Source organism: Pantoea sp. 18069 (assembly GCF_902706035.1).
Classification (GTDB): domain Bacteria; phylum Pseudomonadota; class Gammaproteobacteria; order Burkholderiales; family Burkholderiaceae_C; genus Comamonas.
This window is the reverse complement of record NZ_CACSJA010000002.1, coordinates 55,338-67,912: the sequence shown is the minus strand read 5'-3', so window position 1 is coordinate 67,912 and position 12,575 is coordinate 55,338. Positions and strand designations below refer to the sequence as shown.

General features: G+C 64.9%; 13 protein-coding genes. 10 read left to right on the top strand and 3 right to left on the bottom strand.

All coding sequences use genetic code 11. The features are described 5' to 3' along the window. The first annotated feature begins 2 nt into the window (after positions 1–2). A complete protein-coding gene (locus tag GVL12_RS02420; RefSeq protein ID WP_200843442.1) occupies positions 3–977 on the top strand; it encodes a response regulator in 975 nt (324 codons plus the stop codon). A 71-nt stretch (positions 978–1,048) separates the two neighbouring features. Then, positions 1,049–1,588: an ankyrin repeat domain-containing protein gene (locus tag GVL12_RS02415; RefSeq protein WP_159911059.1), complete on the top strand. Its 540-nt coding sequence runs from the start codon at positions 1,049–1,051 to the stop codon at positions 1,586–1,588. Between the two features lie 137 nt (positions 1,589–1,725). Here GVL12_RS02415 and GVL12_RS02410 read toward each other — a convergent pair whose 3' ends face one another. Continuing rightward, positions 1,726–3,126 carry a hypothetical protein gene (locus GVL12_RS02410; RefSeq protein ID WP_200843441.1) on the bottom strand — a complete coding sequence of 467 codons (1,401 nt, stop codon included), beginning with the start codon at positions 3,124–3,126 and terminating at the stop codon, positions 1,726–1,728. Positions 3,127–3,173: 47 nt separating this feature from the next. Between GVL12_RS02410 and GVL12_RS02405 the strand changes: the two genes are divergently transcribed. From GVL12_RS02405 to urtE, 6 genes are all read left to right on the top strand, one after another. Next, on the top strand, positions 3,174–3,344 hold the full coding sequence (locus GVL12_RS02405) for a BrnA antitoxin family protein (protein WP_200843440.1): 171 nt from the start codon (positions 3,174–3,176) through the stop codon (positions 3,342–3,344). A 174-nt stretch (positions 3,345–3,518) separates the two neighbouring features. Beyond that, complete coding sequence (gene urtA, locus GVL12_RS02400) at positions 3,519–4,787, top strand: urea ABC transporter substrate-binding protein (protein ID WP_159911058.1); 1,269 nt, start codon at positions 3,519–3,521, stop codon at positions 4,785–4,787. Positions 4,788–4,879: 92 nt separating this feature from the next. Continuing rightward, complete coding sequence (gene urtB / locus GVL12_RS02395) at positions 4,880–6,499, top strand: urea ABC transporter permease subunit UrtB (protein WP_159911057.1); 1,620 nt, start codon at positions 4,880–4,882, stop codon at positions 6,497–6,499. 1 nt (position 6,500) lies between these two features. Then, the gene (gene urtC, locus GVL12_RS02390; RefSeq protein WP_159911056.1) at positions 6,501–7,649 is read left to right on the top strand and encodes an urea ABC transporter permease subunit UrtC; all 1,149 of its coding nucleotides are present in this window, start codon (positions 6,501–6,503) and stop codon (positions 7,647–7,649) included. Further along, positions 7,646–8,524: an urea ABC transporter ATP-binding protein UrtD gene (gene urtD / locus GVL12_RS02385; RefSeq protein WP_159911055.1), complete on the top strand. Its 879-nt coding sequence runs from the start codon at positions 7,646–7,648 to the stop codon at positions 8,522–8,524. Before urtC ends, urtD begins: the two co-directional genes overlap by 4 nt. 5 nt (positions 8,525–8,529) lie before the next feature. Beyond that, a complete protein-coding gene (gene urtE / locus GVL12_RS02380; RefSeq protein WP_159911054.1) occupies positions 8,530–9,222 on the top strand; it encodes an urea ABC transporter ATP-binding subunit UrtE in 693 nt (230 codons plus the stop codon). 183 nt (positions 9,223–9,405) lie between these two features. On the opposite strand, the gene GVL12_RS02375 is transcribed toward urtE, so the two are convergent. Continuing rightward, entirely contained in the window at positions 9,406–10,467 is a 1,062-nt protein-coding gene (locus tag GVL12_RS02375) for a 6-phosphofructokinase (RefSeq protein ID WP_159911053.1), read from the bottom strand. Between the two features lie 197 nt (positions 10,468–10,664). Between GVL12_RS02375 and GVL12_RS02370 the strand changes: the two genes are divergently transcribed. Both GVL12_RS02370 and GVL12_RS02365 read left to right on the top strand, forming a co-directional pair. Next, positions 10,665–11,120 (top strand): type III secretion system chaperone, encoded by a 456-nt coding sequence (locus tag GVL12_RS02370; protein ID WP_159911052.1) that lies wholly within the window; start codon positions 10,665–10,667, stop codon positions 11,118–11,120. An 11-nt stretch (positions 11,121–11,131) separates the two neighbouring features. Continuing rightward, a complete protein-coding gene (locus GVL12_RS02365) occupies positions 11,132–11,698 on the top strand; it encodes a hypothetical protein (RefSeq protein WP_159911051.1) in 567 nt (188 codons plus the stop codon). 2 nt (positions 11,699–11,700) lie between these two features. On the opposite strand, the gene GVL12_RS02360 is transcribed toward GVL12_RS02365, so the two are convergent. Beyond that, positions 11,701–12,531 carry an urease accessory protein UreD gene (locus GVL12_RS02360; protein WP_159911050.1) on the bottom strand — a complete coding sequence of 277 codons (831 nt, stop codon included), beginning with the start codon at positions 12,529–12,531 and terminating at the stop codon, positions 11,701–11,703. Positions 12,532–12,575 lie beyond the last annotated feature (44 nt).

The following is a 12,575-nucleotide window of genomic DNA, read 5'->3' as shown; positions in this document are numbered from 1 at the left end:
TGATGGATTTTTCCCCCACCCCCACCCGCGACGCCAACCTGGTGCTGATCGTCGACGATGTGCCCGACAACCTCGCGATGCTGCATGACGCGCTCGATGCCGCGGGCTATATCGTGCTGGTCGCGACCAGCGGCGAAGCCGCGCTGGCACGCGCCGCCCAGGCCCTGCCCGACATCGTGCTGCTCGACGCCATGATGCCCGGCATGGACGGCTTCGAAGTCGCGCGGCGCCTCAAGGCCGATGCGCACACGGCCGCAATTCCCATTGTCTTCATGACCGGCCTGACCGAGACCGAGCACCTGATCGCCGCGCTTGCGGCCGGCGGCGTCGACTATGTGACCAAGCCGATCAAGCCCGCCGAAGTGCTGGCGCGCATGGGCGTGCACCTGGGCACGGCGCGGCGCGCGCGCGCCCAGCAGCAGCAGGCCGTGCAGGCGCGCAGCGCGCTCGACGCGTTCGGCTATGCCAGCCTCACGGTGCGCGCCGCCGATGGCCGCGTGCTGTGGCAGACGCCGCTGGCGCGCGAACTGCTGCGCCGCCACCTCGGGCTCGAAGGCCTGCGCGCCGTGCTGCCCGACGACATCACGGCCTGGATTCAACGCCAGCAGCCCACGCTGGCGCTGCAGCTGGAGCCGCCGCGCTGGACCTTCGATCACGGCCATGGTCCCGTGGTGCTGCGCCTGCATCCGCCTTCGCCCGAAGCCGATGAGTCCGGACCAGGCGAGCTGCTGCTGGTGATGCGCGAGGAATCGGATCTCGCCGCGCGCGAAACGCTGCGCCAGGGCTTTGGCATCACCGCCAAGGAAGCCGAAGTGCTCTACTGGCTCGCCCAGGGCAAGATCAACCGCGACATCGCCGACATCGTCGGCTGCAGCCCGGCGACGGTGAAAAAGCATCTCGAGCGCATCTTCGCCAAGCTGGGCGTGGAAACGCGCACCGCCGCCGCGGCCATGGCCATGGCGCGGCTGCCGGCGTGATGAGGATTGGCAATCTTCGCCATCCAGATTTCCAACCCCGGCGCGGTGCCGGCCTGTCTACACTGGTCGCCATGACGCAAGAAACCTCCACTTCCCCCGCGCCCGAAGGCCTTGACGATGCAACGCTGGCCTTTGCCGACAAGGTGTTCGACGCCGCGCGCAGCGGCGATGCCGACAGCCTCGCGCAATGGCTGGCCGCGGGCCTGGCGCCCGATCTGCGCAACGCCAAGGGCGACAGCCTGCTGATGCTCGCGAGCTACCACGGCCATGCTGCCGCGGCGGCCTTGCTGCTGCAGCATGGTGCCGACGCCGCGCTGCCCAATCTGCGCGGCCAGACGCCGCTGGCCGGCGTGGCCTTCAAGGGCGACCTGGCCATGGCCGAGCTGCTGCTCGACCATGGCGCGGGCGTAGACAGCCCGTCGCTCGACGGCCGCACGCCGCTGATGTTCGCGGCCATGTTCAATCGCCTGGACATCATGCAATTGCTGATAGCGCGCGGCGCGCGGGTGGACGCCACTGATGCGCAAGGCACGACGCCCCTGGGCTGCGCGCTGGCCATGGGGGCGCAGGAGGCGGTGGCGGTGTTGCGCGGGCAGGGGGCTCAGCCCTGAGGGTTTTTGCCCGGCCCTTCTACAGGGTGCCCTGCGCCAAGCTCAGGGCCAACGGTGGCTCAGGGCATGCCGAAAAAATCCGTTCGGGCTGAGCCTCGCTCGGCGCGCCCGTCGAAGCCCCGGTATTCAAACAACTTTCAGGACTTCGTTCGTCCTGGTCCGGTCGCGGCGGCCATGTCGAAAGACCAAGGCTGAGCGTTCGAATGAACTCCCGGCCGCAGATGCCGCACCTCGATGACAACCATTCGCTTGGCGGCTTGCTCCAGCAGCAGATCAATCTTCCCGCAATTGTCCTCATCCAGATTGGCATCCCACTCATCCAGCATCAACACCGGTGGATCCATTGAAAGCGCATTCTCGATTTCCTTGAGCCGCCTCTGGCCTGTCGAAAGATCGCTGCGGGATTCGAGAAAATGGGTCTCCGGCGTGACCAATATCGCGTCGGCAGCCCTGTCCTTGATGATCTTCAGCAAGGTCGATTTTCCCGAGCCGTTCTCTCCTGTCACCAGGTAGCGCCCACTTCCTTTGCTTTGCAGTTTCTTGAGCAAGTCTGCGGGCTGAATCTCCTTTTGCGCAAAGCTGTCCCAGACGGAAACGGATTGCAATGGCGCTTCATGCATAGGCACGTATCTATCGAGGCCGGCGCAGAATCCATCGAGATTGCGCAACTTGGCCCTGATCAGAAAGAATTGGCTCAGATAGATGCTCAGCGCATGCACATTGCCAAACACCTGCAGGCTGCGCGGAAGCAGCGCGACCAGCGCGCCGGCAATGGAAGCCGTCAACAGATCCGTGAACTGAAGGAGCCCAATCAGCGCCATGGTTGAAATGATGATGGGGCCGCAAGCAACGAACTGCTCCAGCAGCACATACCTGTTGATCTCGCGGAAATAGCGCTGCGTTTTCTTATCGAGGGAGCGAAGGCCTGCATCCCGCATCTTTCGGTTGCCGAACAAAGAGGCTGTCCAGGTGGGCTCGATGGACAGCAGCGCGTCCTGCCGGCGTTGTTGCATTGCTCCGGCGGAAATCTCGATGGTGTGGCGCAGCATCACCACCAGCGCAAAGGAAACCAGCAGTGAAGCCGCGATGGCCGAAGCGATCTTCCAGCCCACGGTCACGTAGAAAACCGCGAGCGTCAAAACAATGTTGAGGGCCACAGAAGCCATGCCGAGATAGAAATCACAGGCATGCGCAATGGTCGGCAAGGCTTCTGCGCCAAGCCATTGGGCAATGGACTTGCTGTTTTTGACCGAGGCGTATTGCAGGCTTTGGGTCGATTCACGCAGTGTGGTGCTGGCGTACTTTTTCCAGATTCGATTGGCTGCTCGGGTGGAGAAAAGCGTCGCAATCGAGCTGGCGATATAGGCCAGCAGCGCGAAAGTGAAAAAGAGAGAAATGAGCGACAGCACGCGATCGGTGTTTCCCAACGCCAGGCAGGCACCCGCCAACGCGATGTAGTAAGTGGAAAGCGCCAGCATCACTTGCTGAGACAGCGTGCAACCCAGCGCCAGAAGAAAGCGTTTGTCGCGAAAAACCATGGTGTGAATGATTCCGCGTAAGCCTGTGTGAGACTGATACTGAACCGTTGCTGGGGCCATTGCATGCCGGAATATGTCGCTTTTTCTCGCATGTAGAACTGGCTACCACCATCCGCTTCGACCAGGACGTGCTGGCCGCGCTCAAGGCCACAGGCAAGGGCTGGCAGACGCGGGCGAACGATCTGCTGCGGGCCGACATAGAGGCGGGGCGGTTGTAGTCCATACGGACCTTGCAGCCGGGCATTCAGTCAGAACGCGTTCCCGGCGCTCGCCCCATACGCCATCCGGCGTATATCCCGAAAGCGGCTCCCTCCCTAGCATTGGTTCCATGGTGCGCAACAAAGCCGAGGGTTTTCGCGGCACCTGTTCAACCACCTCAGGAGCCGCTGACCATGCATCGTCGTTTCACCCTTCAATCCCTTGCTGCCGCGGCAGCCGTCGCCGGCCTGGGTTTCGGTGCCATGCCGGCATGGGCCGCGGACACCATCAAGGTCGGCGTGCTGCACAGCCTGTCGGGCACGATGGCGATTTCTGAGACCGTGCTCAAGGACACGGTGCTGATGGCCATCGATGAGATCAATGCCGCGGGCGGCGTGCTGGGCAAGAAGCTCGAGCCCGTGGTGGTCGACCCCGCATCGAACTGGCCGCTGTTTGCCGAGAAGACCAAGCAGCTGCTGGGCCAGGACAAGGTCGCGGTGATCTTTGGCGGCTGGACCAGCGTGAGCCGCAAGTCGGTGCTGCCCGTGGTCGAGGAAATGAACGGCCTGCTGTTCTACCCCGTGCAGTACGAAGGCGAAGAGCTGTCGAAGAACGTGTTCTACACGGGCGCGGCGCCCAACCAGCAGGCGATTCCGGCCGTCGATTACCTGATGAGCAAGGACGGCGGCGCAGCCAAGCGCTGGGTGCTGCTGGGCACCGATTACGTCTACCCGCGCACCACCAACAAGATCCTGCGCGCCTATCTCAAGACCAAGGGCGTGAAGGACAGCGACATCGACGAGAAGTACACGCCGTTCGGCCACAGCGATTACCAGACCATCGTTGCCGACATCAAGAAGTTCAGCCAGGGCGGCAAGACGGCTGTCGTGTCGACCATCAACGGCGACTCCAACGTGCCGTTCTACAAGGAACTGGGCAACGCCGGCCTCAAGGCCACCGATGTGCCCGTGGTGGCCTTCTCGGTGGGTGAGGAAGAGTTGCGCGGCGTGGACACCAAGCCGCTGGTCGGCCACCTTGCGGCCTGGAACTACTTCATGTCGATCAAGAACCCCGAGAACACGGCGTTCATCAAGAAGTGGAGCGATTACGCCAAGGCCAAGAACATCGCCGGCCACAAGGACAAGCCGCTGACCAACGACCCGATGGAAGCCACCTACATCGGCATCCACATGTGGAAGCAGGCCGTCGAAAAGGCCAAGACCACGAACGTGGACAAGGTCATCGCCGCGATGGCCGGCCAGACCTTCAAGGCGCCCAGCGGCATCGTCAGCAAGATGGACGAGAAGAATCACCATCTGCACAAGAACGTGTTCATCGGCGAGATCAAGGCCGACGGCCAGTTCAACGTGGTCTGGAAGACGCCCGCACCCGTCAAGGCCAAGCCCTGGAGCCCGTACATCCCCGGCAACGACAAGAAGAAGGACGAGCCAGAGAAAAAGTGATCTGACCGCGGCAGCAGCGCGCCGCGCTGCTGCGCCTCGCTTGGCGCGGTCTGCAGAGCAGGCCGCGCGTCTTTATTGGAATCGGCACCACCATGCTTGGACATTTACTGACCACGGGCTTGCGCCCGGCCCTGGCAGCCCTGCTGCGCCGGGCGGCGCTGGCTTGTGCGCTGCTCGGCGCCACGGCGGCCCAGGCGCTTACGCCCGCGCAGGCGCTGGCGATGGCGCAGGGCGACTCGGATGCGCGCATTGCCGCCATCCAGTCGGCGCTGCAGCAACCCGATGCGTCCCTGGCGCCCTATCTGCGCGCGCTCGCCGATGACGCCGTGGTGCTGGCCGACGGCCGCGCGCTCGTGGTGCGCGGCGGCCAGGCCAGCGACCCCGTCACGGGCGCGGCGGCGGCGCTTCCCGACAACGCCGAGGAAGTCATGAACAACAACCGGCTGCGCGGCGAGATAGCTGCCGCGCTGGCCGCACTGAATCTTTTTGCGCCCGACACCGCGCTGCGCCGCGCAGCCGCGCAGGCGATGCTCAAGCAGGCCTCGCCCGCGGCCATTCCGCTGCTCGAGCGCGCGCTGTCCGAGGAAAAGGACACGGCCGTGCGCCAGTCGCTGGAACTCGCGCGCTCGGCCGCGCTGCTGGGCAGCGACGACGCGGACCAGCGCCGCGAAGCCGCCTGGTCGCTGGGCGAAAGCGGCTCGCCGCAGGCGCGGCTGATGCTGCAGACGCGGCTGGCCGAAGAGAGCGACGAGAAGGTGCAGGCCCAGTTGCGGCGCTCGCTGGCCCAGGTCGACGACCGCCTGGCCTGGGGCGAGCGCCTGGGCGTGGTATTCACGGGCATCAGCCTGGGCTCCATCCTGCTGCTGGTCGCGCTGGGCCTGGCGATCACTTACGGCCTGATGGGCGTGATCAACATGGCGCATGGCGAGCTGATGATGATAGGCGCCTATGCGACCTATATGGTGCAGAACCTGTTCCAGGCCTACTTGCCCGGTGCATTTGACTGGTATCTGCTCGCGGCCGTGCCGCTGTCTTTCCTGGCCGCGGCCGCGGTGGGTGCGCTGATGGAGCGCTCGGTGCTGCGCTTTCTCTACGGCCGCCCGCTGGAAACCTTGCTCGCCACCTGGGGCATCAGCCTGGTGCTGATGCAGACCGTGCGCACCTTGTTCGGCGCGCAGAACGTGGGCGTCGAAAACCCGGTCTGGATGAGCGGCGGCTGGCATCTGCTGCCCAATCTGACGCTGCCGCTCAACCGCCTGGTGATCATCGTCTTCGCGGCCGCGGTGCTGCTGGCCATGGCCTGGACCATCAGCCGCACGCGCCTCGGACTGTTCGTGCGCGGCGTGACGCAAAACCGCGCCATGGCCGCCTGCATGGGCGTCAACACCGCGCGGGTCGACACCATGGCGTTTGCGCTGGGCTCGGGCGTGGCGGGTCTCGCGGGCTGCGCGCTGAGCCAGGTGGGCAACGTGGGCCCTGACCTGGGCCAGAGCTACATCGTCGATGCCTTCATGGTCGTGGTGCTCGGCGGCGTGGGCCAGTTGCTGGGCACGGTCTATGCGGCGCTGGGCCTGGGCATCCTGGGCAAATTTCTCGAGGGCTGGACCGGAGCGGTACTGGCCAAGATCGCGGTGCTGGTCTTCATCATCATCTTCATTCAAAAACGTCCCCAGGGCATTTTTGCAATGAAGGGCCGCAGCGCGGAGGCATAACATGCAGTTGAATTCTTCTGTTCCCTCTGTCGTGCTGCCCGGCCCCAAGCCACTGCTCACGCGCACCGGCTGGTCGGTGTTTCTCGCCGCGCTGGTGGTCATCTGCGCCGTCGCGCCGCTGCTCAATCTCTGGGTGCCGGCGGGCAGCGCCTTCCATATGTCCGACTACGCGGTCTCGCTGGTCGGCAAGATCATGTGCTATGCGATCTGCGCGCTGGCCATGGACCTGATCTGGGGCTATGCGGGCATTCTGAGCCTGGGCCACGGCCTGTTCTTTGCGCTTGGCGGCTATGTGATGGGCATGTACCTGATGCGCCAGATCGGCGCCGACGGCAACTCGGGCAGCACGCTGCCCGACTTCATGGTGTTCCTCGACTGGAAGGAGCTGCCCTGGCACTGGCAGCTCAGCGACAGCTTTGTCGCCACGCTGTTCCTGGTGCTGGCCGTGCCCGGTTTCGTGGCCTTCGTGTTCGGCTACTTCGCGTTCCGTTCGCGCATCAAGGGCGTGTACTTCTCCATCATCACCCAGGCACTGACCTATGCGGCCATGCTGCTGTTCTTTCGCAACGAGACGGGTCTGGGCGGCAACAACGGCTTCACCGACTTCAAGCGCATCCTGGGCGTGGCGATCGCGACGCCGCAGATGCGCATGTTCCTGTTCGTGCTCACGGGCTGCATGCTGCTGGGCTGCTACCTGTTCGCGCGCTGGTTGGTGCAAAGCAAGTTCGGCCGCGTGCTGCAGGCGATTCGCGATGCCGAGACGCGCGTGATGTTCTCGGGCTATTCGCCGCTGCCCTACAAGCTCACGATCTGGTGCATCAGCGCCATGATGTGCGGCATCGCGGGTGCGCTCTATGTGCCGCAGGTGGGCATCATCAACCCCGGTGAAATGAGCACGGCCAACTCCATCGAGATGGCGGTCTGGGCGGCTGTCGGCGGGCGCGCAAGCCTGATCGGGCCCATCGTCGGCGCGTTCATCGTCAACGGCGCCAAGAGCTGGCTCACCGTCAGCGCGCCCGAGTTCTGGCTGTATTTCCTGGGCGCGCTGTTCATTGCCGTGACCTTGTTCCTGCCCCAGGGCGTGGTGGGCTGGGTGCGGCAGATGCGCTGGGGCCGCCGCAGCAAGCCCGAAGAAGGAGGTGGGCAATGACCCCCGACCAAATGGAAGCTGGCGCCGAGCGCCTGGAAGCACTGGCCCGGCGCCGCGCAGCGCAGCAGCAGGGCGACTCGGGCGGGCGCACCGCGAGCTACGCGCGCGCGGCCGTGCCCGGCGAAGTCGACGTGACGCACGGGCGCATTCTGTACCTCGAGGACGTGCATGTGAGCTTCGACGGTTTCAAGGCCATCAACGGCCTGAGCCTGGACATCGCGCCCGGCGAGCTGCGCTGCATCATCGGCCCGAACGGCGCGGGCAAGACGACGATGATGGACATCATCACCGGCAAGACGCGGCCCGACCGCGGCACGGTGTTCTTCGGCTCGACCATCGACCTGCTGCGCCACAACGAGCCCGAAATCGCCCAGCTGGGCATAGGCCGCAAGTTCCAGAAGCCCACGGTGTTCGAAAACCTCACGGTGTTCGAGAACCTCGAGCTCGCACTCAAGACCCACAAGGGCGTGCGCCACTCCATGTTCTTTCGCCTCGACAGCGCGCAAAAGGACAGGCTTGCCGAAGTGCTGCACACCATCCACCTCGCCGATGCGCTGCGGCGCATGGCCGGCGTGCTCAGCCATGGGCAAAAGCAGTGGCTGGAAATCGGCATGCTGCTGATGCAGGAGCCCAAGCTGCTGCTGCTCGACGAGCCCGTCGCCGGCATGACCGACGAGGAAACCGTGCGCACCGCCGAACTGTTCCTGCGCCTCAAGGGGCAGCACTCGCTGATGGTGGTCGAGCACGACATGTCTTTCATTGCAGCGATTTCCGAGAAGGTCACGGTGCTGTGCGACGGCGCGGTGCTGGCCGAGGGCCCGCTGGCCCAGGTCCAGGCCGATGAGCGCGTCGTCGAGGTCTATCTGGGGCGCTGAACATCATGCTAAAAGTACAGAACCTTCACCAGTACTACGGCGGCTCGCACATCCTGCGCGATGTGAGCCTTTGCGCCGAGCCCGGCCAGGTCACCGTGCTGCTCGGGCGCAACGGCGTGGGCAAGACCACGCTGCTCAAGAGCCTGATGGGCCGCGTGGCTATCCGCAGCGGCTCCATTGAATGGCAGGGCCGTCAGATTGCGGGTCTCACGCCCTACGAGCGCGCGCGCGCCGGCATAGGCTTCGTTCCCCAGGGGCGCGAGATCTTCCCGCGGCTCACGGTGCAGGACAACCTGCGCATGGGCCTGGCCTACTGCAGCGGCTCGACGCCCATCCCGCCCGATCTGTTCGAGTTGTTCCCCGTGCTCGCGCAGATGCTGCAGCGCCGCGGCGGCGATCTTTCGGGCGGCCAGCAGCAGCAGCTCGCGATTGCGCGCGCGCTTGCGCCCGGGCCGAAATTGCTGATTCTCGACGAGCCCACCGAAGGCATTCAGCCCAGCATCATCAAGGACATAGGCCGCGTGATCCGCATGCTCGCGCGCGAGCGCGGCATGGCCGTGCTGCTGTGTGAGCAGTACTACGACTTCGCCGAAGAGCTTGCCGACCAGTACCTGGTGATGCAGCGCGGCGCGGTCATTGCCCAGGGGCCGGGCAGCGAGATGCAGGAAAAAGGCATACGCCAGCTGGTGGCAATATAGAAAAACACCCCCTGAGCGCCTTCGTGGCACGGGCCACCCGCGCTTCCCCCTCTCAACCTTCGGTGGAGGGGGGCGGCCGGCTAGGTACGGCAGCCTCGGTGCGGGGCGGCCCTTCCTCGCTGCCCCCATGCTGGGCCATGCCAGTTGCAGACGCAGTGGGCTTGACCATGGATTGTAGAAACGTCAGCCGGCCGCCTCGCCCAGAGAAATCCCGATATCCCGCGCCATCACCAGCAGGCTGTGGTCCAGCGCAATGGTGCGCTGAACGTTCGCGACCTTGGATATCTCGACGCTGCCGATTTCGCCGCCCTGCAGCGTGACCATGCGCCCGAACGCACCGCGGATCACGAGCTGCGCCGCATGGTGGCCGAAGCGCGTGGCAAGCACGCGGTCGAACGGCGTGGGGTCGCCGCCGCGCTGCACATGGCCCAGCACCGTGGTGCGGACTTCGCTCTTGAGATGCGGCTGCAGCCTCTCGCGCAGCACATGGCCCACGCCGCCCAGGCGCACCGGGTCGGGGCTGTGCGCGACCTGCTCGCGCACGGTCTGGCTGCTGCCGTTCTCCTTCGCGCCTTCGCCTATGCAGATGATGGTGTAGCGCTGGCGCGCCTCGCGCGCGCGGCACACATCGATCACGGCCTGCAGGTCATAGTCGATTTCGGGCAGCAGGATGATGTCGGCCGCGCCCGCGATGCCCGACTCGAGCGCCAGCCAGCCCGCATGCCGGCCCATGGTCTCGACGATCATCACGCGGTGGTGGCTCATGGCCGTGCTCTCGATGCGCCGCAGCCCTTCGGTCACGGTCGCCACGGCGGTGTCGAAGCCGAAGCTGCGCTCGCAGTTCGCGATGTCGTTGTCTATGGTCTTGGGCACGCCCACGCAGCGCAGGCCGACTTTCTCCAGCCCATGGGCCAGGCTCATCGTGCCGTCGCCGCCAATGGCCACGACCACGTCCAGGCCCAGTGCGCGGATGTTCTCGCCGGTCTGCGCGAGCGTCGCCGCGTCGCGCAGCGGGTTGGCGCTGTTGCTGGTGCCGAGAATGGTGCCGCCCTGGTGCAGGATGCCCGAGACCTCGTCCCAGGCCAGCGGCTTGACGCGCGGGTTCTCGCCCATCAGGCCTTCGAAGCCGTCGGCAATGCCCAGCACTTCGGCATTGCCATGATGGATCAGTGATTTGGTGACCGCACGGATGACGGCATTCAGGCCGGGGCAGTCGCCGCCCCCGGTGAGTATGGCTACGCGCATGGCAAAAGAGGTTCTTTGTTCATTGGGGGCAGGCCGGTTGGGGGCGCAGGTGAGCACTGCATTTTGCCCCAGACCGGTCAGCGCCGGGCGCGTACCTGGAATGCGCATGGGAACTTACGCCAGCGTTGTGTGACTCAGGAACATGGCACCCATTCGCCATGCCGCGATTCCCGCGCGAACGATCTTGAGGAAATACCATGCACGACCCTATCAACCGCTTGTTGGCCGATTTTGGCAATGCGCTGGGGCTGGACGGCCTGTCGCTCGATGAGAGCGGCTACTGCTGCCTGAGCTTTGACCAGGTGGTCGTGAACATCGAATCCGTGGGCGAGAGCTCCCTGGTGCTGCTCTACAGCAGCCTGGGCGCACTGCCCGCGGATGCGGGCCCTGAAGTCTGTCGTCGTCTGCTCGAAGCCAATTACTTTTTCCAGGGTACGGCGGGTGCAACGATAGGCCTGGATACGGCTAGCGGCGCCGTGGCCATTACCCGGGTGGTGGACGCCGCAGGCATGGACACGCTGGACTGGGAGGCCGCCATCAAGGCCTTTGTCGATGCGGCAGAAAGCTGCGCGGGGCTGTTGAGTGCCGAGCCGCTTTCTACAGAGCGTATTGCGGCGCCACCCCAGGTCGATGCACATATTCTTCGTGCTTGAAGGAGCTGACAATGACCAATGTTCAATCTTCGGGCCCAAGCCTCAACAGCTTTCTGGCATTGGCGCAGACCAACGAAGCGCTTGTATTGAAAGGGGGGGAGCTCAAACCCACTTCAGAGATTCCAGCCAAGCTGGGTTTCTTTGGCCGTGCCGTGCAGTGGTTGAAGACGAGCATTGGAATGGGGCCCGACAAAGCCAATGAGGCAACCAGGGCGGCCTTCACCGCCGCCCTTGCGAAGCAGTACGGCGAAATAATCGCTGACGCCACCCTGCACCAGGTGAAAACTTACCAGAGCAACGACAAGCCGTTGAGCAGTCGAGACATCCAAGCGGTGGCCAGCAGAGCCGATCAGCTGATATTGCTGAGGAATCATGCGGCGCTATGCAAGCTAAAGCTGGCGGAGGCTGAAGGTCGCAGAGATCTGAAGCTGTTTGGCCTGGAGTTGAAGGCGGCCGAAAAGGGAGGGAAGGTGCCGATTGTTGTGAAAATGGCGGCTGGTTCCGAGTTTTTTCTGGCGAAGCAGCAAGCGGATGAGGCAGAGCAAGCATTCAAGGCAGAATTGTTTAAAAAGGTTTAGGCCTACATAGCCCAGATCCGCGGCGCCACGGCAGGCATGTCCCAGAAATGGCCGCGCCATAGCCGCCAGACCTGTTGCCACAGCTGCATCACGGGCTCGACCATGGGCGCAAGCGCGCGCAGCACGATCACCCGGTCATGCGGGCTGGTGACGCCGCAGCGCGGCGCCAGCACGTGGGGCTCGATCAGCGCACGCGTCATTTCTAATGCCGCTTCGCGGCGCTCGCGCGCGATCGCGCTGCCGGTGACAAAGAACAGCGAGGCCAGGCAGCGCTGGCCGGCCAGGCCCAGTGCGCCGTCCATCAGCAGCGTGTCGTGCGCCTCCAGCGTGCCGCGCTCCAGCCACTGGCCGGGCAATTCCAGATGCTGCGTGTAGCGGCCGGCGACAAACGGCGCCTCGGCATGCGGCAGGCCCAGCGCCGTGATGTCCCAGCCGATCAGCTCGGCGCCGGGTGCGAGCTGCAACTGCAGCCGGTTGTGGGCGTCGCAGCCGCTATAGGCAATGGTTTCCAGCGGCAGCCATTCCATGCGCGCGCCTTCGGCCAGCGTCAGGCAAGTGTCCTGCAGCGCGGGCGCGCCGTTGGCGCGGTAAAAGCGCGTGGCGCCCGGCGTGGTGACCAGTGCATGGGCGCCGGCTTCGACGCGCGCGCGGATGTCCAGCGTGTCGCCGCCGACCAGGCCGCCGGGCGGATGCACCAGCACGTTGTGGCAGACCGCATCGCCTTCGGGGTAGAGACTGCGCAGCACGCGCAGCGGGCCATCGTGGCGGTGGTGCACCACGCTGCGGCCGTGCGAGACGGCATAGTCGAGTTCAAGTTGCGCAAGCCAGGGCATGGGGAAAATCCAAACAGATCCAGATGCGCAAGATAAGCAAGAAG